Raw genomic sequence first — 21,167 nt, 5'->3', positions numbered from 1 at the left:
AGTGGAGCTTCAAGAAAATGCACGACGGATCCCATGGGGTTGGCTTCCCCACCAAGCAAAACAGTCACAGCATCACGCTATAGGGTCCGCCCAACGAACGGCTTCCGGGAAGCCAACTCGTCCCACATCAACACGTCCCGCTGCCAGTTCTGAGGGGAGCCCGGAAGTGGCCCTCTGACCCCGGCGGCAAGCCCGAGATATCCGCCCCACGGGTACTCTGTTGTCAGGCCGAATCCATTGTCTTTGGCGACCGTCTCGCTGAGAATGAACCATGACGGTCTACCTGAGGTCCCTGGAAACTGCTGTTCCGCCAACTGTCCTGATCCAGTCCGAGGCCCGGGATGTTTTTGCCGCCCAGCCAGGGCTCACCAGGCTTGGCACCCGGCTCGTCGGCACCTGCTTTGATTCGGCGGCCATCGACACGCGGCACACCGCCGTCGAGGAACTGACCAAGGACAGCCAGGCGGAAAATCCCCGGTTCTTCAATCCCACAACGGGACTCCTGCTCAGTCCCAGCACCAAAGTCCGGAACGACATCTTCGCCACCGAAGCGACCAAGCTCTTCATCGGGGCGGCGCAGAAGGCCCTGGCTGCCTGTCCGGGAATCGATTTAGTTGACATAACTCACCTCGTGACCGTCTCCTGCACTGGATTCTTCAATCCCGGCCCGGACTACAAAATCGTCCGCGCCCTCGGCCTGAACCCTGCCGTGCAGCGCTACCACCTGGGGTTCATGGGCTGCTACGCGGCGTTCCCGGCGCTCCGGGCTGCCAAGTCCTTCTGTGAGGCCGATCCGGACGCCGTGGTGCTGGTGGTCTGCGCTGAACTCTGTTCCCTCCACGTCCGCACCTCCAACGATCCCGACACGATCATGGGATCGGCACTGTTTGCCGACGGTGCCGCCGCGGCCATCGTCAGCGCCAGGGACATCCCGGACGAACCCGCGCTGATGCGCCTGGACCACTTCGAGACGGTGCTCACGCCCGTCGGCGAGGAATCCATGGCGTGGAACATCGGCGACGAAGGGTTCGAGATGGTGCTCGGCAATTACGTCCCCCACATCATTGACGACCACATCATCGGCGCACTGGAACCCCTGCTGTCCCGGGAGAGCGCCCTGCTGGGTCTCCCCTACCGGGACATCCGGCACTGGGCCATCCATCCCGGCGGCCGCAGCATTCTGGACAAGGTCCAGTCACGGCTGGACCTCAGCGATGAACAGCTGGTCCCTGCCCGCGAAACGCTCCGCAACTTCGGCAACATGAGCAGCGCCACGGTGCTCTTCGTGATCAAGCACATACTCGACCTCCCGCCAGCGGACGGAGCCGGCGGCGGAGGGCCGGACGGCGGCGAGCGGATCTGCTCGATGGCGTTCGGCCCCGGACTGACGGTGGAAACAGCGCTCTTCACCAAGCTCCGGGACCCGCGGCGCGCTGCGCCCTTACGTCCGGACACCAGGGCAGAATCCAGAGCCGAGACGGCGGCTGGGACAGTCCAGGGTCCACCACCGCTGTCGGCGCCGGCCCTCGCCTGAAAATGCACAGCGTGAAGTTCCTGCGGGACCGCGCCGCAGACGCGGTCGAGGAAATGGACCTGCCCGGATGCGACCCCCGGCGGCTGGACCGCACCTATGCCCAGTTCGCCATGGTCAACCGTCTGGTAGCGGGCTGGCGCGGCATCTACCGGACCCGGCTGCGGCCACGGCTGTCCCAAAGTGTCCCGACAACCCTGCTGGACATCGGCTGCGGTGGCGGGGACGTGCCGGTACTGCTAGCCCGCTGGGCCGCGCGGGACGGGCTGCGCCTGAAGATCACGGCCATCGACCCTGACCCGCGGGCCAGCCGCTTCGCGCGTGAGCGGCATGCGGCCTCAGGAGTCACGTTCCGCCAGGCCGCCGCCGCGCAGCTCGTGGCGGACGGGGAAAGCTACGACCTCGTGGTGTCCAACCACGTCCTCCACCATCTGGGGGCAGAGGAGTTTCCACGGTTCCTCGACGAGTCGGCTGTGCTGGGCCGTGGCTTGGCCATCCACAACGACCTCCGCCGCTCCCCCGCCGCCTACGCGCTGTTCTTTGCGGGCGCCTGGATTTTCACCGGTTCCTACATCCGGCAGGACGGGCTTACCTCCATCCGGAGAAGCTACACCGCGCCGGAGCTGAGGTCCGCCGCTCGCCCGGGATGGACGGTGCTCAGGCACTCCCCCTTTCGCAACGTGCTGATCCTGGACAACGCGACGGTGCGTGCTGCCAGTGGCTGACGTGCTGATTATCGGCGGCGGCCCGGTGGGGTTGTTCATGGCCGCCCTCCTGCTGCAGCACGGCGTCGCGGTCCGGGTTCTGGAACAACGGACAACCCCGGATCCGCACTCCCGCGCCATCGGCATCCATCCCCCGGCGCTTGCGGCGCTTGAACAGGTCGGCGTCGCACGGGCGCTCATTGCCGGCGGCGTCCGGATCCGTCGCGGCATTGCAGTCGCCGGCGGCAGGACGCTCGCCGAGATGTCCTTCGCCGGCGTGTCCGAGAACTACCCGTACGTGCTCGCCCTGCCGCAGGTGCGCACCGAAGCGGTGCTGGAACAGCGCGTTCGTGAGCTGGACCCGGAGGCCCTCCTCCGCGGCGTCCGGCTCCGCAGGCTGCACGACGACGGCGGCCGGGTCACGGTGGAGGCTGCCTCGGCCGGCGGTCCGCACCGGTACGCGGCGCACCTTGTCATCGCGGCCGACGGTGTGCGCTCCGGCGTGCGCGCGCTGAAGGGCATCCCGCTGCGGGCGAAGGACTACCCGGACAGCTATCTGATGGGAGATTTTGCCGACAGCACGGACTTCGGCCCGGACGCCGCGCTGTTCCTGGAAGGCGAAGGCATCGTCGAGTCCTTCCCCCTGCCCGGGAGGCTGCGCCGCTGGGTGGTCCGGCTCGATGTGGCCCAGCCGGATGCGGACGCCCGGTGGTTGGCGCACCGCGTCCTCGAGCGGACCGGGATCGGCGTCGACCCCGGGACCAACAGCATGCTCAGCAGCTTCGGTGTCCGCTCACGCGTGGCCCGCCGGATGGTCGCCGGGCGCACCGTGCTGATCGGGGACGCAGCCCACGAGGTCAGCCCGATCGGGGGCCAGGGCATGAACCTCGGATGGCTCGACGCGGCGGCGCTTGTGCCTGCGCTGCTGGCTGGACTGCAGGGCGAAAACGTGGCCGGGCCGTTGCGGGCCTTTGAACGGACCCGGCTGCGGTCAGCGGCCAAAGCGGTTCGGCAGGCGGAGATCAACATGGCGTTGGGGCGCCCGCTCCCGGCCGGTGTTCTGACGGTGCGGAACCGGGCTATCTCCGCCGCCGCTGGCGTTCCCGCCGTCAATTCGCTGGTGGCCCGCCGCTTCACGATGCATTGACGGCCGCGGGGCCCCGCCGCCGGAAGCCCGGCTCAGGGTGAGGTGTAATAGCAGTCTTAGCTGTCCTGGCTGACGATCCGGCCATCCCGCACCTCGAAGACCGATGCCGTCCGGGCACGGATGAGCTCGCCTGCGTCCCAATACGGCAGATCCATCAGCACGGTCGCGGACCAATCGGCCTCCACCACCACGCGGCTGCCGTCACAGGTTGTCCGCCGGACGTCGAAGCGCTGCCCGGAGACGACCTGGCCCCCGGCGTCCGCCCCGGCCAGGGCCTGTTCGCGGTTGCGCGTCGCCCCTTCCGGGGCCAGCAGATGGGGTGCCTCGACGAGGGTGTAGTTCTCGGCCAGGAACGGGCCGATCCCGGCCGCCCTGCCGCCGGACTCCAGGGCACGCAAGAGGCCGAGAACGCAGTCAAGTGGCGTGCCGTGGGAAGCTCGTGCAGTCATGGAATGACACTAGCCGACGGCCGGGAACCCGGCAGGTGGAGCGAAACGCGCCGGGGAATAGACTGGCCGCATGGACCCGCTCCCCGCGAGCCGCCGCCGTCGTCAAGCGGCCGTGCAATCAGTATTGCGGACATCACTGCATGCCGCGGCCGCCGTCGCACTCCTGGCCGCTGCGGCTTCCTGCAGTGGGAGCACCGCCGGCACGGAAACGAGCACCGCCGCCCCGGCAGTTCCGCCGCCCGTGACTGCGGAAATCAACCAGTACCGCGACAACTACAGCAAGCAGATCATTGAAATCCAGCTCACAAACACCACGGGACGGCCGCTGACGGTCGCCGGTGCGGAGCTGGTGAGCCCGCTGTTCAGTGCCGCGATCGCGTGGCCCGGACAGCCGGGCGGCATCGAGCTCCCGCCGGGGCAGACGAAGAGCATTCCGGCTCCACTGCCCGCCCCGGACTGCAGCCGCTCGCCGGCTCCGGCAGGAGGCGCCGGCGAGCCCGCCACTGTGTCCCTCCGGCTGGCCACGTCCGGCGCCGGAGCAGCTCCCGGCGCTGCCCCGACGGCTGCGGCGCCGGACCCCTACGGCGTCCTGGCCAGGAACAACGCCGAAATGTGCCTTTCGCAGGCTGCCGCGGCGGTGGCCTCGATCCGGGCCGTGCCGGAACTTGAGGTGGCAGCGGACGCGAAGACCGCCGTCGTGCGGCTCCTCGTTACCCCGCACGGTCCCGCCGGCGCCGCCGACGCCCTGACGATCGACCGCATCCAGGAAACCACCCTGCTCGCCGAAGACCCGGCCGCACCGTGGCCCCGGGCCGTCACAGTGCGCGCCGGCGGTGCCGGCCAGGAGCTCCGGCTTGGCATCCGGCCGGCCCGCTGCGATCCCCACGCAGTGGCGGAAGACAAGGTGGGGACGCTACTGCCGCTCAGGGTAAGCGTCGCAGGACGGGAGGGCCTCCTGAAGATCGACGCCGGCGCCACATTACGGGACAGGATCTATGACTTTGTCACGACAGCCTGCGGACGACAGTAGTCTGGTCCCATGTCCTCAGACGCCAAGCCCACCGACTTCAGTGCCGCACGCATCCAGGAGACCGTGCAGCAGATCCTGACCGCCGGCGTGCTGCCCCCGATTGTCCAGGCGGGCCACCCTGTTCTGCGGCATGCTGCCGCGCCGTTCACCGGCCAACTGACCGATGCGGAACTCGGACAGCTCGTGGGCCTCATGCGCAGCGTCATGCACAAGGCTCCCGGCGTTGGCCTGGCCGCCCCGCAGCTCGGGATCCCCCTGCAGATCGCGGTACTGGAGGACCAGTTTGAGGTGGATCCCGACGTTGCTGCCGCCCGCGGGCGTGAACCGCTGCCGTTTTTCGTCATGCTGAACCCGTCGTACGTGCCGCTCGGGTCTGCGGCTGTGGCCTTCTACGAGGGATGCCTTTCCGTGGCCGGGCTGCAGGCAGCGGTCATGCGGCCGCAGACGGTGCGGCTGGGCTTCACTGCCCTGGACGGTTCGAGGCTCGAACGAGAGTTCAGCGGCTGGCAGGCCCGGATTGTCCAGCACGAGACGGATCACGTGCACGGGATCCTCTACCTGGACCGGGCGGAGCTGCGTTCGATCAGCAGTAACGCCGAATACTCCGCCCGCTGGTCCCAGCCGGACATCAGCCATGCCCGGCAGGAACTCGGGTTCCTGCCGGACGCTCCGCCGGCGTAGACCCGGCGGCGCTCCCCGGCGTCACTGGTGTGCCGGTGTCGCAGCCCGCGGGTCTGAATCCAACGCTGCAGCTTCCGCCGCGGGAGCTTCCGCCGCGGAACCCGGCGCCGGGTTCGCGGGCGTCGGGAGGTGGCGGGCCCACCACTTCAGGATTTCGTCGAACCGCTGTTTGCGGTGGTGGGGCGTTCCGGACCGGGAGAGCTCGTGGTTCTCACCGGGGAACACCAGGAAGGCGGCCTCCACCCCCCGCAGCTTGAGCGCCGTGAAGTACCGCTGGCCTTGTTCCACGGGGCAGCGCAGGTCCTCCTCGCTGTGGATGACCAGCGACGGGGTCCGCACGTGGTCCACGCGCGCCATCGGACTCTGGGCCTGCATCTGTTCCGCGGAGCGGCCGGTGTATTCGCCGCCGAAGAACCAGCCGATATCGGATGACCCGGTAAAGCTCACGGGATCCAGGAAACCGCGCTCCACGATCGCCGCGCGGAAACGGTGGTCGTGGCTGATCGTCCACGCGGTCAGGTAGCCGCCGTAGGATCCGCCCATGATGCCGAGGTTGTCGGCGTCGAGCTCCTCGAACTTCGCCACGGCCCCGTCCAGGAAGGCGAGGACGTCGTGCATGTCAACAGTTCCCATCCGCTCCTTGATGGACCGGCCGTGAGCCTGCCCGTAACCGGCCGAGCCCCGCGGGTTGCACATCAACACCGCATAGCCCGCCTCGGCATAGACCTGGGCCTCGTCGAACAGTGCCCCGCTGAACTGGGCGAACGGCCCGCCATGGATGTTCAGCAGCACCGGGTGCGGGCCCTTGCCTGCAGGCTTCACGAGCCAGCCGTGGACCGGGTAGCCGTCTGCGGACGGGAACCACAGCTCCTGCGGTTCGATCACGCCGGCCTCGGTGCGCAGCGGGGCGGAGAAATCCGTCAGGAGCCGGAGCCGGCCGCTGTCGAGCACTGCCACGTCCCCGGCGGTCGAGGCATTGGTGAAACTGAGCACGAGCGATCCGCCACGCGCGGCGGCCCCGGTGACCACCCGGACGCCGTCGACCAGCACGTCGTGGCTGCCGGTGGCGCCGAACTCGTGCAGCTCGACCGTCCCGTGCGCGTTGTTCAGCACCAGGGCCCGGTCTGCGCCCCGCAGTTCGATCCGGCTGCTGGCGCTGAGGTCCACAGTCTCGACGTCGCTCAGGACGGAGGCGGCCCCGCCAGCTGCCGGCATGACCCACAAGGCGGTGTTCCGGGCCACGAAGTCCTGGCCGGAGTCGCCGATGTCCTGGGCGAGGAAGAACAGCCATTGCCCGTCCGGGGACTGGCGTACGGCACTGACCGTCTGCCGGCCGGAGTTGCCCGGCTGTACTGCTTCCGGGTGCCCTCCCCCGACGGGGATCGAGTAGATCCCGCTCTCGAGGTCGCTGTCGCGGCCCTCATGCAGGGCCGCGGTGAAGTAGATGGTACGGCCATCGGCGCTGAAGCTGGCGCCGTCGTGGTCCGTGGCCGACGCGGTGAGCTGTTTGGCCGAAGGCAACAAGGTGTCAGCTTTCCCCTGGGGGCCGGCAGCGGAGGAGGCCCGGGCCTTCAAGGCCCGGCCGGCCGGCGCCACCTTCGGTTCCGCGTCGAGCTCCGGCAGTTCAACGAGGAACAGCTGCAGCGGCTTGTCTGCGGTGTAGCCGACGCCGTTCATGCGGTACTGGTAGTCGGTGATCATCCGGGCGTCCTCGCCGCCGGCGGAGACGCCTTCGACACTGCCGTACCGGCCATCCGCAGGGACCCGGGCGCTGAACAGGATCGTCCGCGAGTCCGGAGACCAGGCAAAGGCGGACACGCCCAGCGGTGCATCCGTAACGGGCTGCGGCTCGCCGCCGGATGCCTCCACCACATGGAGCTGCGGCTTCCCGCCCGGCGCCGCGCGGAGGAACGCCAGCACCAGACCGTCCGGCGAGAACTCCGGGGCTGTGTCACGGAAACCACGGGTCAGGCGCCGCGGCCGCTGCGCCGGATCCAGCGGAACGGTCCATAACTGGCCCACGTACGCGTCGGCGTCAAAGTCGGGTCGGACCACGGATACTACGGCCCGCGAGCCGTCAGGGTGCACGGCGGGGGCGGACACGGAATTGAGCAGCGGCAGATGTTCGGATTTCACGCTTGTGAGCCTAACCCGTGTTGCGCGGACTGTGAAATACCTCACGCCCTCCCGGTGTGCCGTCCGGGCGGTCCCCGCACGCAGCCGCGCCCCTAGGATGGACTGTATGCTCCCCGCCTCCTCGTCCCTGCTCTGCCCGGTGTGCCGGGCCGCCCTGGGGCCGCGCGACGGCAACGCCCGCATCCTGGTGTGCGCGGCCGGCCACAGCTTCGACGCGGCCAGGCAGGGCTACTTCAACTTCCTCGTCGGCAAGGGCACCGTGTTTGAGGCCGACGCGGCCGACATGGTGGCGGCCCGTTTCGATTTCCTCTCCGCCGGCCACTATCAGCCCCTCGCCGACGCCGTCGCGGAACTGGCCGCCCCCGCGCTGTCGGGCGCCGCCCGCGGCCCGGGAGCCACCGTGCTGGACGCGGGTACCGGCACCGGCCACTACCTCAGGACCCTGCTGGACAGGACTCCGGCCGCCGCCATCGGCCTGGACATTTCCAAGTTCGCACTGCGCCGAGCCGCGCGGTTGAACCCGGAGGCCGTGAACCTGGTCACCGACATATGGCAGCCGCTGCCTCTAGCGGACGACGCCGTCGACGTCGTCACTGTTGTCTTTGCGCCGCGCAATGCGGCCGAGTTCGCCCGTGTCCTCCGCAAAGGGGGGCGGCTGGTGGTGGTCACGCCGAGGGCCGGCCATCTCGGCGAGGTCTCCGGGAAGACCGGGATGCTGGGCATCGAACCGGCGAAGAACGAGCGGCTCGCCGCCTCCCTGAGGGGTCATTTTTCCCCGCTCGTCGCACGCGACCTGGATGTGCCGCTGTCCCTGACCCCGCAGGACGTGGCCAACCTGGCCTTGATGGGGCCTGCAGGCCACCACCTGGACCGGGCCGCCCTGGCCGGGCTCGTGGCCGGGATGCCGCCCCGGACCGCAGTGTCCGCCCGCTTCCGGATCAGCGCGTTTGAGCCCCTTGCCTAGCCCTTCTTCCCGGGCGCCCGCGTGGACCCGGACGGCCCGCCCCGCATAACGACTTGGCCGCATTGGCCCGTAGTTCCTGGTGGCCGGCCCCGGCCCTTGCACTCCGGCTTAGGATGGAATCACAGTTACTGGGGAGCTGTGCGCACAACTCCCGTGACGAAGGGGGAAACAGATGTTCGAGTGGCTGGCCGGGAACTGGTGGGCCCTGTGGCTTACGGCATTCCTGGTGTTTGCCGTGGTCGAGATGCTCACCCTGGATCTCTTCTTCATCATGCTAGGCGGCGGCGCCCTCGCCGGGCTGATTGCCGACTTCACCGGCGCGGACCTCTGGCTCCAGATAGTCTCCTTCTGCGTGGTGTCCCTGCTCATGATCGGTTTCGTCCGGCCGGTCGCCCTCAAGCACCTCAACAGGGGCCCGGCAGACCAGCGGAGCAACATCGAGCGCCTGATCGGCGAGTCCGCGCTCGTCATGGAAGCCGTCAGCGCAAGCGGCGGTCTCGTCAAGATCGGCGGCGACGTCTGGAGCGCCCGGTCCGAGACCGGGGTCCTGCAACCGGGACAGCACGCCGTCGTCAGCGCCATCGACGGCGCCACCGCCGTCGTGGCCCCGGAGCCGGAAACAGCCGTGCAGTAGCCGTCGAAGATGGGCACGCCGCTTTGCGGCAACGACTTCCTGCAGCCGGCACCGGCGGCAGGCGACGTGGCGGCGGATCCGCCACAGCGAGAGCTCAACGAAACAACTGGGGAAAAGGTGATGTATGGATATCGCAGTCGCAATTGTGCTGCTGGTTCTGGTCGCGTTCGTAATTATCGTGCTTGTCCGGTCGGTGCGGATCATCCCGCAAGCGCGTGCCGGCGTCGTTGAACGGCTCGGCAAGTACCAGCGGACCCTGAACCCGGGCCTGACAATCCTGATTCCGTTTGTCGACCGGCTGCTGCCGTTGCTTGACCTGCGGGAACAGGTGGTCTCCTTTCCGCCGCAGCCCGTCATCACCGAGGACAACCTGGTGGTCTCCATTGACACTGTGGTGTACTTCCAGGTGACCGATGCGCGGGCCGCGACGTACGAGATCGCCAACTACATCCAGGCTGTTGAGCAGCTCACTACGACCACCCTCCGCAACGTCGTCGGCGGGCTGAACCTCGAGGAAGCCTTGACGTCCCGCGACCAGATTAACGGACAGCTGCGCGGGGTCCTGGACGAAGCCACAGGCCGCTGGGGCATCCGCGTCTCCCGGGTCGAACTCAAGGCAATCGATCCGCCCCACTCCATCCAGGACTCGATGGAAAAGCAGATGCGTGCCGAACGTGACCGCCGCGCCGCCATCCTCACCGCCGAAGGTACCAAGCAGTCGGCCATCCTCACGGCCGAGGGCCAGCGGCAGTCCTCAATCCTGAAGGCCGAAGGCGACGCCAAGGCGGCGATCCTCCGGGCCGACGGTGAAGCCCAGGCCATCCAGAAGGTGTTCGACGCGATCCATAAGGGCAACCCGGACCAGAAACTCCTCGCCTACCAGTACCTGCAGACCCTCCCGAAGATTGCCGAGGGGACGTCCAACAAACTCTGGATCATTCCCAGCGAGATCGGCGAGGCCCTCAAGGGGATCGGCAGTGCCCTCGGCACTAACGGCCCGGCAACGGAGGGGCTGTTCGGCCCGGGCGCAGTGGCGGGCCGGGAGGACGGCGCAGGCGCAGGGACGGCGGGACCGGTCGCAGGTACACACCCGGAGCCGTGAGCCGTGCCCTGCGTGGCCTTTGGCCGAGCCCGGAGGAGCGTGCCTCACCGGTGAGGTACGCTCCAGCCGACGGGTACGGGGCCGCCGGGACGTGACCGGCCGACGACTCACCGTCCACGGAAGCGTGGCCAGGCTTTACCGGGGACGCGCCGTTCCCGTATACTTGAATATTTGTCCGGCAGGTTCAGCTGGCCGGAACAAATAAGCTTCGCAAAGCGTTAATTCAGTGACTGCAAATGCGGCATTTGGGCACAGATGCAACGCGATGCAAACAATAGTCCGGCCAGGCCCCACAGCCCCCGGCTAACGCGGGGCACCACCCCGCGAACCGAATAGAGGGAGAAAAGATGAGCGATCGCAGCCTGCGGGGTATGCGCCTTGGCGCACAGAGCATGGAGACCGAATCCGGCGTCGAACCGGCTCCGCGCCAGCGCGTTGAGTACCGCTGCGAGGACGGCGAGCAGGTGTTCGTGACCTTCTCTTCCGAAGCGGAGATCCCCCCGGTATGGGTTTCGAAGACAGGCAAGGAAGCCTTGCTTGTCGACGGCGAACGCCCCGTCAACAGCAACGAGAAGGCAGTGCGCACGCACTGGGACATGCTGCTGGAGCGCCGCTCGCTTCCCGAGCTGGAGCAGATCCTCGACGACCGCCTCACGATCCTGCGTGAACGCCGCGGCGAACGCCGCTCGGCCTAAGACGCCGGCGCGCCACCAAGCGCACCACTGATAAACAAAGGGCCGGGCCCGCAACGTCGTCCGACGATGCGGGCCCGGCCCTTTGCTGTCCGTTGGCCGCGGGAACGGCTAGGCGGCTTCCTTGCCCGTCAGCTTGTTCCAGCGGGCCAGGAGGCCCCATTTGGTGACGTTGATCATGGCTTCCACCACGATATTGCCGCTCATCTTGGAGGCGCCAAGCTCACGCTCGACAAAGGTGATGGGGCGCTCCACGATCTTCAAGCCGAGCTTGGCGACACGCCAGGCAAGGTCAACCTGGAACCCGTAACCGACCGAGTCAACGGCGTCGAGGTTCAGTTTCTCCAAGGTGTTGCGGCGGAAAGCGCGGAAGCCGCCCGTGACGTCCTTGATCTTGACGCCCAGCATGACGCGGGCATACGTGCTGCCGACCCGGGAGATGGCCTGGCGGTACAGGGGCCAGTTCACGACGCTGCCGCCGGGAACCCAGCGGGAACCCATGGCGAGGTCGGCGCCCTGCTCGACGGCGTCGAGCAGCAATGGGAGCTGCTCGGGCTGGTGCGAACCGTCTGCGTCCATTTCGACGAGGACGTCGTAGCCGGCCGCGAGGCCCCACTTGAAGCCGGCGATGTAGGCTGCGCCGAGCCCGGCCTTGCCCTGGCGGTGGAGGACGTGGACCTGCGCGTCCTCCGCGGCAATGCGATCCGCCAAGTGGCCCGTGCCGTCGGGGCTGTTGTCGTCGACGACCAGCACGTCGGAAGCCGGCACGGCCGTGCGCAGGCGCCCGAGGGTCTTCGGCAACGATTCGAGCTCGTTGTAGGTCGGGATGATGGTGAGGACACGCACAGCGAGGCCTTTCCTTGAAGGGAGCGGTCAAAGCGCCCGGCAGGCAGCAGACTGTACTGACTGTCAGCGGGACGCAACTCTCCATTATAGGGAGTCGCCGGCGATTCGCAGGCCGGGCGTCCCCGCCGGGCAGGTCCACCCGCATCGGGCCAGTTCCGGCAGGCCGCGATGAGCGGCGCCGGAACCGTTTTCTGCTGCGAAGTGGACCCGCCCCTGAGGGGACCCGCGGTCACGGCCAGGCAAGCTCCCGCACGGGCGGCAGCCCGCTGCACGGACCGGGGACGACCGGAGACTGGCGCAAGCCTCCGTCGCCCCTCAATGCTACGGAGGCGCCCGGATCTGTCAACCGATCCGTGACCTGCCCGGATATCCTTCGGCCCAGCTCAAGGGCGGGTGGAAACGTCAATGTTTCGTGCGGGGCGTCCCGGATGACGAGGCAGGGCAGCCCGGTCCTCAGGAGCCGAGGGAACCGCTGGAGAACAGTTGCTGGCCTTCCCGCACCGTCTGGAGGCAGACGGGATCGTTGCCCGTATCCAAGGCCGGCAACAGCGGCGTGCGGGCGCGCGGGTCCGTGCTCCAGGACTGGACCCGGCCGTCAGCGACCTGGACCATCAGTTCCTCGACCTCCCAGACTGCGAAGCTGGCCGGAGCCCCCGGGACCAGCTGGCCGGCCATGGGGTTCCGGTAGCGGGCCGCGCGCCACCCGGCCCGTGTGTGGCCGAGGAACGCCGCGCGGGCCGAGATCTGTTCCGCGGGGTTGGTGTGTTCCAGGCACGCGCGGACGCTGGACCAAGGACGGAGCGGGGTCACCGGGCTGTCGCTGCCGAAGCAGATGGGGACGCCGGCGGCGTAGAAGGATCCGAAAGGGTTCATGCCCAGGCGGCGGGAGCCTAGGCGCCGCTCGTAGAGGGCGCCCTCTGCTCCCCAGAGGGTATCGAAGACGGGCTGGGCGCTGACCGTGACGGAATAGTGGGCCAGCCGGCTGATGGCTCCAGGGTCGGCGATCTCGACATGCTCAAAACGGTGGCCGGCGGCGCGGATCCGCTGCTCCCCCACCTCGGCGGCTGCCAGGTCCAGGGCCTCGAGGGCTGCATCCAGGCCGGCGTCGCCGATAATGTGGAAACCTGCTTGGATGCCCAGCAGCGAGCACGCCGCCAAGTGAGCGGCCGCCTCCGGGACTGAGAGGTACAGGCTACCGCGCTCCCCGGGAGCGTCGCTGTAGTCCGCACGCAGGGCAGCAGTCCGCGAGCCGATCGAGCCGTCGATGTTCAGGTCTCCGGCGAGACCGAGGACGGATACGCCCAGGCCGTCCAGGACGGACCGGGCATGGTCCGCTGAAGTGGCCAGCTCACCCCAGTACGGCAGGATCTCCGGTACTGCCCCACCGCCGTCGCCGTCCGTGTTCCAGGCCGCCGCGAGCTGCAGGTCCAGGACGCTGCCGATGTGGGGGGCCGCCATCTCGGCGAGGCCAACATAGCCGTGGGCGGCGGCCTCAGCCAGCGCCCGCTGCTGGTAGCCGCGCAGCGCTGCGGCGGGAAGCTGCCGGGTGGCGAGCCTGGCGGCAGTGTGGGCGCCGCGTTTGACCTGGCCGCCGGCAGAGTAGCCGTCAAGGCCATCCAGCGCCGCCGACGCCGCGAGGGAAGGCGAGACGAGCGCCGAGTGCACGTCCACGCGGGACAGGTAGACCTTCCTGCCGCCAGCCGCACGTTCGAGTTCTTCCGGCCCCGGCAGTGCCGGATCGGCCCACAGGCTTTCGTCCCATCCGTGGCCCAGCACAGTGCCCTGCTGGGCGGACCCTGCCACGGCCGCCAGCAGTTCAGCGGCCGATCGGACGCCGCCGAGCTGTAGGGATTCCAGGGCAATACCGGTCTCCGTCAGGTGCACGTGGGAGTCGACAAATCCGGGAGCCAGGAGCGCACCCTGGAGGTCGATGACGTCCATGGAGGAGTCGGCAATCGAGCTCGCGGCCTGCTCCGAGCCGACCCAGGCAACGGTGTCCCCGTCGACGAGCATCGCCGTCGCAAAGGGGTCGGCGGCCGTGTAGACGGAACCGTTGCGGTACAGCGTGACCTTGCGGGGTGCCGGGGCGGCCGGTGAGTCGGTCATGGTGCGGAGGCTCCTTGTAACTGTTTGCCGGCACGGCGCCGGCATATTCGAAATAGAGTGCGGTGTTTGCAAGGTGATTCCGGCGGGTGGCCGGTTCAGGGCCGGTGTATATACGGGCGCTAAGCCACCGAGGAATACGCGACGACGCCGCGTTTGACGAGTTTGATCGAGTCGCCGCAGAGCCGCGCAATACGGGGGTCCAGGCTCGGGATCTTGGCGAGCTGGTCCAGGAGGTCGATGACCTGCTTGACCCAGCGGACGAAGTCCCCGGCGGCGAGGTCCGTGCCGCTCAGGACATCCTGTAGGTGCCTTCCGTTGGCCCATTTGAAGATCGGCCACACCAGGCCGAGCTCGGGCTCGCCGGTCAGCGGGAGCTTCGCGGCCTCCTCGATGTCTTCAAGAACAGACCACTCGTGCACAACAGTGTCCACCGCGGATTCCAGCGAGACGCTGGGCATCTTCGGCCGCAGCCCGCGGTCCTCGCGCTTGGCCTGGAACACCAGGATGCTGGCCAAGGCCGCGATTTCCGCGGCGTCGAGGTCATTGAAGGCGCCCATCCGCAGAGCCTGGGAAATCAGCAGGTCCTTTTCTCCGTAGATGCGGCGGAGGCGCTGCCCATCGGGGCTGATGGACGGCACGCCGGCGTCGGACGTTTCCAGGTAGCCGTAGCCCGTCAACACGCCGCAGACCCGGTCGAAGGTCTTGGCAATGGTGTTGGTGCGGCCCTGGATCTGGCGCACCAGGGAGTCCGTTTCCTGGCGGAGCTTCCACCAGCGTTCGGACCAGCGTGCGTGGTCCTCGCGTTCGCTGCAGCCATGGCACGGATGGGCGCGGAGTTCCCGGCGCAGATCGGTGATTCTCCGCTCCAGGTCCGGCAGTGCCGCGGCCCGGCCGAAGTCCTCGTTCCGGTTCGGCGGCGCGGGCGGACGGTTGTCCCGGAGGGCGTTGCGGGCGGAGGACGCCAGGTCCCGGCGGGACTTGGGCACCTTGGCGTTGAAGGACTTCGGGATCCGGATCCGGGTGATGGGCGAAAGGGGGCCCTCGACGTCCTGCGTGCCGATCCTGCGCAATTGGTTATCGAGGGTCATGACCGCGGGCCGGGGCTCACGGGAGTGGTGGTCGGAGCTGAGGACGACGGCGAGTCCGGGGGCGCGGCCGGTGGGGACATCGACGACGTCCCCGGGCAGGAGGCGGCTCAGGGAGTCTTCGGTGAGGGACTTCCGGGCCCGCGAACTGCTTTTCGAGGCGTTGTTCTCCGCGTCGGACAGGGCACGGCGCAGCCGGGAGTACTCGGTGAAATCGCCGAGGTGGCAGGTCATGGCCTTGCTGAAACCGGCCAGCGATTCCTCCCGGCTCCTGACCTGCTTCGCCAGCCCGACGACGGAACGGTCGGCCTGGAACTGGGCAAAGGAGGATTCGAGAATTTCCCGGGCCCTGGGCCGGCCGAACTGGGCCAGCAGGTTGATGGACATGTTGTACGTGGGCCGGAAGCTCGAGTTGAGCGGGTAAGTGCGCCGCGAGGCCAGGCCCGCGACTGCCGCCGGATCCGTGCCCGGCTGCCAGAGCACGACGGCGTGGCCCTCGACGTCGATCCCGCGGCGGCCGGCGCGGCCGGTCAGCTGGGTGTACTCCCCCGCTGTGATGTTGACGTGGGCCTCGCCGTTGAACTTGTCCAGCTTCTCCAGCACGACGCAGCGGGCCGGCATGTTGACACCGAGGGCCAGGGTTTCCGTAGCGAAAACGGCCTTGACGAGCCCGTCGACGAACAGTTTCTCCACGACTTCCTTGAAGGTGGGCAGCATGCCGGCGTGGTGGGCGGCGAGGCCGCGGAGCAGGCCGTCGCGCCAGCTCCAGAACCCGAGGACCTCGAGGTCGTCCGAGGGAATGTCCTGGGCGGCTTCGTCGACCCTCTGGGCGATGATCAGCTGTTCCTTCTCCGTCGTCAGCCACAGTCCTGCCGAGACGCACTGCGCGACGGCGGCGTCGCAGCCGGCGCGCGAAAAGATGAAGGTGATCGCCGGCAGGAGGTCCTGCCGGTCCAGGCTCGCGATCACCTGGGGACGGCTGGACTTCCGGACCGGACTGCGCGGACCGCCCTGCGGTTCGTCACGCTGCTGCCGACGCTGGTTGCGGCCGCCATGGCCGAAGCGGCCCCGGAAGTTCATCTGGCTCTCCGCACGTGCCATGGAGAGGAGCTCCGGGTTCACCTCAAACCCGGGCCGCGTGCTGAGGTCGGCGGAAGCGGTGGCCGCGGACACATCCGTCTCGCCGGCCGGGGCGATCTCATCGAAGGTTGTGTCTCCTGCGAACAGGTCCACGATCTTCCGGCCCACCATGACGTGCTGCCAGAGGGGTACCGGGCGGTGTTCGGAGACGATCACGTCAGTCTGGCCGCGGACCGTGTCGAGCCACGCGCCGAATTCCTCCGCGTTGGAGACGGTCGCGCTCAGCGACGCGACCTGGACCTCGCTGGGCAGGTGGATGATGACCTCTTCCCAGACGGCGCCCCGGAAGCGGTCCGCAAGGTAGTGGACCTCGTCCATCACGACGAAGCCGAGGCCGGCCAGGGTGTCGGAGTCCGCGTAGAGCATGTTGCGGAGGACCTCCGTGGTCATCACCACCACGGGAGCGTCGCCATTGATGCTGGTGTCCCCGGTGAGGAGGCCCACCTGGTCCGCACCGTATTTCGCGGCCAGCTCGGAGTACTTCTGGTTGCTCAGGGCCTTGATAGGAGTCGTGTAGAAGGCCTTAAGGCCGCGCTGGAGGGCCAGGTAGATGGCGAACTCCCCAACGATCGTCTTGCCCGCGCCGGTCGGGGCCGCGACGAGCACTCCCCTGCCGGCCTGGAGGGACAGGCAGGCCTCGCGCTGGAAATCGTCGAGTTCGAATTCGAGCGTGCGGATGAAACCGCCCAGATACGTTTTGGCTTCCGCGGCCCGTTCGACACTGGCTCGGTAGCGTTCGGACGGTGACTCCGGTCCGGGTTCTGAAGACATGCTTCCAGCCTAGTGCGCCGGCGGCTAGAGATTCTCCAGCTCGGAGCTGGGAGTTGCCTTGTCTGCGGTGGCTTCGGTCTCCGCGGCAAGTTTGACGGCGCGCCGTTCCCGCCGGCGGTCGTTGAGTACACAGAGCCCGATGGCCGTGAAAAAAAGCACCAGCATGGGCACGGCCAGATAGAACATGCTTGTGGCGTCCGCGCCCGGCGCGGCCATGGCGGAGAACAGGCAGACAAGGAACACGGTGATGCGCCAGCTCTTCATCAGTTGCTGGCCTTTGACCAGGCCGGCCAGGTTCAGGCCGACCAGGACAACCGGCAGCAGGAAGGCAATGCCGAACGCCAGCAGGAGGCGCAGGACGAAGGACAGATAGATCTGGGCGCTGATGAAGTTGGAGCCGCCGGAGGGGGTGAAGTCGGTCAGCACGCGTACGGCGTTTGGCAGCACGAGCCAGGCCAGAAGCACGCCGCCGACAAACAATGGCACGGCGGCTGCAACGAAGGACAGCGCGATGCGGCGTTCCTTCTTGTGCAGGCCGGGAACAATGAACGCCCAGAGCTGGTAGAGCCAGACCGGGCTGGCAATGATGACGCCCAGGAAGACGGACACCTGGATCATCAGGTCGAAGGAGCTTGCCACGCCGTCAAAATTGAGCGATGCCTGACGGCCTTCATGCTGGTTCAGGTCCCGGATCGGCTTAATCAGCGCCGCAAGCATGGGCTCGTAGACGAAGAAGCCGACCACGGTTCCCACAACGACCGCGATCGCCGCCTTGAAGAGCCGGTTGCGCAGCTCCTTTAGGTGATCGAGGAGCGCCATCCGACCCTCGGGATTGGATCGACGGTTCATGGTTACTGCCATGTGGTCTTAGGCGCGGCTGGACGGCGGAACGTCGGTGCCGTCTCCGGTGCGGCTTTCAGTGCCGGCGGGCCGCGGGTGGTTCACAACCCTGCCCTCGACGGGGTCGGATTCCGTCTTGGCTTCGGGGGTGCCGTCTTTCTTCATTTCGCGGACTTCCGACTTGAATATGCGCATCGACTGGCCAAGGCTGCGGGCCATGCCGGGCAGCTTCGGTGCAGCAAAAAGCACCAGAGCCAGAACGATGATGATGATGAGATGCCAGCCTTCAAGCCTCATGCCGGGAAGTCCTTTCGTTGAAATACATCCTACGTCTATCCTAATTCGATGTCGCGCAGCGCCTGGGGCTGGCCCCGGTCCGTCTTTCGCCGGATGCGCCGCTGCCGCCGCAGGTCCTGCCGGGACCGCTTGGATGCGTCGTAGTCATGCCGCATCCGGGCGGGCGAGGCAAAGACCGCGGCGCCAGGCTCCAGGCCGGAGCCGGGCGGCGTCCCGTTCTCTGCGCCGTCGAAGCCTACGGCGCCAAGATGAACGGCGGCTGAACCGACGTCGTCGGAGTCAGGCCGGGACGGCAGGTGCGAGAACCGTTCCCCTGCCTCGCCGAGTTCCTTGAGCGTTGTCATGAACTGCCGGAACAGCCGCACGCCGAGCACGACGAACAACAACAGTGACAGCGCGATAAGCGCTATCCAGATCACAATCCAGGACCACCAAGGCATGCTGTGTAGTCTAGCTGGCGTCCTTACTAGTCTTAATATTGGGCCAGGGCGGCGGCGAGCCACTCCCGGGAAGCGTCCGCGAGGGAGGCCGGCTGAAGGATACGGACCATGCCGCCGTGCTGGGCGACGAACATGGGCAGCCAGTCCGTGCTGCCGAACCGGATCTCGGCCAGCATTCCCCCGCCGGGGAGGGCGGCGGTCCGTTCGGCATAGTAGTCGTCGGCCAGTCCGGTCCCCCGCGGGGCCAGTTCCACCACGACCACAGTGTCGTCGTCGTTGGGGGTGAAGAGCTTCACCGGGAAGCTGTCCGCCGGCTTCGCGGCCTCGGACACGGGTCGCCCGTTCGGCTCCAGGGCTTCGATCCGGTCCAGCCGGAAGTTGCGCAGGCCCTGGGCGGAGTGGCAGTACGCCTCGAGATACCAGGTGTTGTCCAGCGAATAGAGGCGCAGCGGGTCGACATCGCGTTCTGACACGGCATCTTGTTGTGCGGAAAAGTACCGCAGGTGGAGCTGGGCGCCGGTACGGATGGCCTCGCGGGCTGTTTCCAGGGTGGCGGAGTTCCCAGGGGCCACCTCCGGTCCGGCGAGCGACGCGGCTTTGCGGCCCTCCTCACCCGCTGCGGCCATGAGCTTGAGCGTCACCGACTCCAGGGCGCTGCCCTCGGCGAGCTCCGGCAGCCCGTTGAGGGTCTCCAGTCCGGTCAGCAGGGCGCAGGCCTCCTCGACCGTGAAACGGACAGGCCGGTTCATTTCAAGGTCCTGGATGATGAAGACGTGGTCGTCGTCCCACTGGATGTCCAGGAGGTCATCCGGGTAGCCCTCGGGCAGGCCCGAACAGATCAGGATCCGCAGGTCATCTTCGAGTTCTTTGCGGGTGACGCCGAACTTCGCGGCGACCTCACTGATGTGCAGGCCCTGGTTGTGCACCAGGAACGGCACGAGCTGCAGCATGCGCTTGAGCTGGTCCTCGGAGGTGCGTTTCCGTCCGCGCTTGACCTGACCGGGGTGGGCACGGTCTTCCGGGAAAGCCACGTTCGGGACGGGAGCGGCAGCAAAGTCCGCCGCGGCGGTGAGCCGCCGGCGGACGGCCGAGGCGAGCTCGGGCGGTGAAACCACCGCCGTTCTCGGTCCGTAGGAGGCGAGCTCTTCACCCAGCGTCTCTGCGTCCCGGAAAGGCACATTGAGCCTGTCCCGGCCGGCCAGGGGCGCCCCGGCTGCGGTCCCGGCAGGCGCGGCCCGCTTGCGCAGCCCCAGCAGCCGGCCCTTCTCGACGTCGAGGACGGCGGTGCGCACGGGCAGCTCCCGGAGGCCTGCAAGTTCGGCCCGGACGTTGAACGCGGCCGGCGGGGTGAAGGACTCCTTGCCCAGCACAGTGACCGCCGAGGTGAGGCGGGAGAGCCGAAAGAAGCGCTTCGCTCCGCGTGCCCGGTCCTGACCGACGACGTACCACTGGCCAAACCGGCTGCCCAGGCCCCAGGGCTCGACCAGACGTTCTTCCTCCCTGCCGGTGCTGTCGGCGAAGTAGCGGAAGCTTACGGGATGCTGGGCGTGCATGGCGGCGAGGAGGTCCTCGAAAGCCTGGCCCGCTGGCCGGATGCGCGGCTGGACGCCCGCGGGAAGTTCGGGGTCCACCAGTCCGCCCGCGGCCTGCAGTTTGCGCACCGCGTTGAGGGCGGCCGAACCCAGAGCTGCCCGCTCCCAGAGCTGGGCGGCCAGGATGAGCACCGTGCATTCTTCCGGGGTGAGGCTGACGTCCGGGAGACGGTTGGATTCCTTGCCGATCCGGTACCTTGTGGTCGCGGGGTCATCCGAGGACCAGCCCGTCTCCATGACCGTTTCCACCTCGAAGCCGAAGTGGCGCAGCTCAGTCTTGTCGCGTTCAAACATCCGGCCGAACGCGACATCGCTGCTGGTGGTGTCGTGGTACACCTTCTCGCGCAGTTCGCTGCGGGGCAGGCCGTACTTTGTGTTGAGCAGGGCGATGAGCAGGTTCAGGAGGCGTTCTGTACGTGAGGCGGACACCCCGCAAGGGTACTAAAGTCCCTGCCGGATTAAGACGAAAGCGCGGTAACAGCGGGAAGAACTTTCCCGATTGTTACCGCGCTCGCGCACGCCTGGCCGCCGGAGGGCCCGGCGGCCGGGTGGGGACTAGCGGACGGCGACGAGGTCCACGACGAAGATCAGTGCCTCGTTGGGGCCGATCGCTCCGCCGGCGCCGCGGGATCCGTAGGCGAGTTCGGACGGGATTTCCAGCCGGCGGCGGCCGCCGACCTTCATGCCCAGGAGGCCCTGGTCCCAGCCCTGGATGACCTGGCCGACGCCGACGCGGAAGTCCAGCGGCGCACCGCGGCCCCAGGAGGCATCGAATTCTTCGCCGGTGGACCAGGCGACGCCCACGTAGTGGGTCGAGACGGTGTCGCCGGCCTTGGCCTCGGCGCCGTCGCCCTCGATCAGGTCGGTGATGACCAGTTCGGTGGGAACGTCGCCCTCAGGGAACTCAATTACCGGCTTCTGGCGGTCGAGGTTGCGCTGTCCAAATGACATGGTTGCTCCTTCTTGCGTGGCTTTGGTGT

At 67.9% G+C, this 21,167-nt stretch carries 19 protein-coding genes; 9 read left to right on the top strand and 10 right to left on the bottom strand.

Going from position 1 to position 21,167, the window contains the following annotated elements:
- Nucleotides 1-271 precede the first annotated feature (271 nt).
- Genes AC1DCZ_RS17015 through AC1DCZ_RS17005 form a run of 3 tightly spaced genes read left to right on the top strand, consistent with a single transcriptional unit; the run spans nt 272 to nt 3,382 of the window.
- A complete protein-coding gene (locus AC1DCZ_RS17015; RefSeq protein ID WP_476975646.1) occupies nt 272-1,534 on the top strand; it encodes a type III polyketide synthase in 1,263 nt (420 codons plus the stop codon).
- 2 nt (nt 1,535-1,536) lie between these two features.
- Nucleotides 1,537-2,256 carry a class I SAM-dependent methyltransferase gene (locus tag AC1DCZ_RS17010; protein ID WP_476975645.1) on the top strand — a complete coding sequence of 240 codons (720 nt, stop codon included), beginning with the start codon at nt 1,537-1,539 and terminating at the stop codon, nt 2,254-2,256.
- Nucleotides 2,249-3,382: an FAD-dependent oxidoreductase gene (locus tag AC1DCZ_RS17005; RefSeq protein WP_476975644.1), complete on the top strand. Its 1,134-nt coding sequence runs from the start codon at nt 2,249-2,251 to the stop codon at nt 3,380-3,382. Before AC1DCZ_RS17010 ends, AC1DCZ_RS17005 begins: the two co-directional genes overlap by 8 nt.
- A 56-nt stretch (nt 3,383-3,438) precedes the next feature.
- Here the strand turns inward: AC1DCZ_RS17005 and AC1DCZ_RS17000 are convergent, their stop codons facing one another.
- Nucleotides 3,439-3,831 (bottom strand): nuclear transport factor 2 family protein, encoded by a 393-nt coding sequence (locus AC1DCZ_RS17000; protein WP_476975643.1) that lies wholly within the window; start codon nt 3,829-3,831, stop codon nt 3,439-3,441.
- Between the two features lie 70 nt (nt 3,832-3,901).
- Between AC1DCZ_RS17000 and AC1DCZ_RS16995 the strand changes: the two genes are divergently transcribed.
- Together AC1DCZ_RS16995 and AC1DCZ_RS16990 are read left to right on the top strand one after the other, a co-directional pair.
- A complete protein-coding gene (locus AC1DCZ_RS16995; RefSeq protein ID WP_476975642.1) occupies nt 3,902-4,861 on the top strand; it encodes a hypothetical protein in 960 nt (319 codons plus the stop codon).
- 9 nt (nt 4,862-4,870) lie between these two features.
- Nucleotides 4,871-5,542 (top strand): peptide deformylase, encoded by a 672-nt coding sequence (locus tag AC1DCZ_RS16990; RefSeq protein WP_476975641.1) that lies wholly within the window; start codon nt 4,871-4,873, stop codon nt 5,540-5,542.
- 21 nt (nt 5,543-5,563) lie between these two features.
- On the opposite strand, the gene AC1DCZ_RS16985 is transcribed toward AC1DCZ_RS16990, so the two are convergent.
- Nucleotides 5,564-7,678, bottom strand: a complete 2,115-nt coding sequence (locus AC1DCZ_RS16985; protein WP_476975640.1) for a S9 family peptidase — start codon at nt 7,676-7,678, stop codon at nt 5,564-5,566.
- Nucleotides 7,679-7,784: 106 nt separating this feature from the next.
- On the opposite strand from AC1DCZ_RS16985, the gene AC1DCZ_RS16980 reads away from it, so the two are divergent.
- From AC1DCZ_RS16980 to AC1DCZ_RS16965, 4 genes are all read left to right on the top strand, one after another.
- A complete protein-coding gene (locus AC1DCZ_RS16980; RefSeq protein ID WP_476975639.1) occupies nt 7,785-8,642 on the top strand; it encodes a methyltransferase domain-containing protein in 858 nt (285 codons plus the stop codon).
- A 172-nt stretch (nt 8,643-8,814) separates the two neighbouring features.
- Nucleotides 8,815-9,276 carry an NfeD family protein gene (locus AC1DCZ_RS16975; protein WP_476975638.1) on the top strand — a complete coding sequence of 154 codons (462 nt, stop codon included), beginning with the start codon at nt 8,815-8,817 and terminating at the stop codon, nt 9,274-9,276.
- Between the two features lie 124 nt (nt 9,277-9,400).
- A complete protein-coding gene (locus tag AC1DCZ_RS16970) occupies nt 9,401-10,378 on the top strand; it encodes an SPFH domain-containing protein (protein WP_476975637.1) in 978 nt (325 codons plus the stop codon).
- Nucleotides 10,379-10,725: 347 nt separating this feature from the next.
- The gene (locus tag AC1DCZ_RS16965) at nt 10,726-11,073 is read left to right on the top strand and encodes an RNA polymerase-binding protein RbpA (RefSeq protein WP_476895505.1); all 348 of its coding nucleotides are present in this window, start codon (nt 10,726-10,728) and stop codon (nt 11,071-11,073) included.
- A gap of 108 nt (nt 11,074-11,181) precedes the next feature.
- Here the strand turns inward: AC1DCZ_RS16965 and AC1DCZ_RS16960 are convergent, their stop codons facing one another.
- From AC1DCZ_RS16960 to AC1DCZ_RS16925, 8 genes are all read right to left on the bottom strand, one after another.
- Nucleotides 11,182-11,916, bottom strand: coding sequence for a polyprenol monophosphomannose synthase (locus AC1DCZ_RS16960; protein ID WP_476975636.1), 735 nt, complete (start codon nt 11,914-11,916; stop codon nt 11,182-11,184).
- A gap of 453 nt (nt 11,917-12,369) precedes the next feature.
- On the bottom strand, nt 12,370-14,022 hold the full coding sequence (locus AC1DCZ_RS16955) for an amidohydrolase (protein WP_476975635.1): 1,653 nt from the start codon (nt 14,020-14,022) through the stop codon (nt 12,370-12,372).
- 119 nt (nt 14,023-14,141) lie between these two features.
- Complete coding sequence (locus AC1DCZ_RS16950; RefSeq protein ID WP_476975634.1) at nt 14,142-17,018, bottom strand: DEAD/DEAH box helicase; 2,877 nt, start codon at nt 17,016-17,018, stop codon at nt 14,142-14,144.
- Nucleotides 17,019-17,042: 24 nt separating this feature from the next.
- A complete protein-coding gene (tatC, locus tag AC1DCZ_RS16945) occupies nt 17,043-17,837 on the bottom strand; it encodes a twin-arginine translocase subunit TatC (RefSeq protein ID WP_476975647.1) in 795 nt (264 codons plus the stop codon).
- A gap of 48 nt (nt 17,838-17,885) precedes the next feature.
- Nucleotides 17,886-18,155 carry a Sec-independent protein translocase subunit TatA gene (tatA, locus tag AC1DCZ_RS16940; RefSeq protein WP_476895500.1) on the bottom strand — a complete coding sequence of 90 codons (270 nt, stop codon included), beginning with the start codon at nt 18,153-18,155 and terminating at the stop codon, nt 17,886-17,888.
- 35 nt (nt 18,156-18,190) lie between these two features.
- Nucleotides 18,191-18,595: a hypothetical protein gene (locus tag AC1DCZ_RS16935; protein WP_476975633.1), complete on the bottom strand. Its 405-nt coding sequence runs from the start codon at nt 18,593-18,595 to the stop codon at nt 18,191-18,193.
- A gap of 32 nt (nt 18,596-18,627) precedes the next feature.
- The gene (locus AC1DCZ_RS16930; RefSeq protein ID WP_476975632.1) at nt 18,628-20,616 is read right to left on the bottom strand and encodes a helix-turn-helix transcriptional regulator; all 1,989 of its coding nucleotides are present in this window, start codon (nt 20,614-20,616) and stop codon (nt 18,628-18,630) included.
- A gap of 126 nt (nt 20,617-20,742) precedes the next feature.
- Nucleotides 20,743-21,138, bottom strand: coding sequence for an FKBP-type peptidyl-prolyl cis-trans isomerase (locus AC1DCZ_RS16925; protein WP_476975631.1), 396 nt, complete (start codon nt 21,136-21,138; stop codon nt 20,743-20,745).
- Nucleotides 21,139-21,167 lie beyond the last annotated feature (29 nt).

This window comes from Arthrobacter sp. 10N418 (genome assembly GCF_056394725.1).
This window is presented reverse-complemented; position numbering and strand designations above follow the sequence as displayed.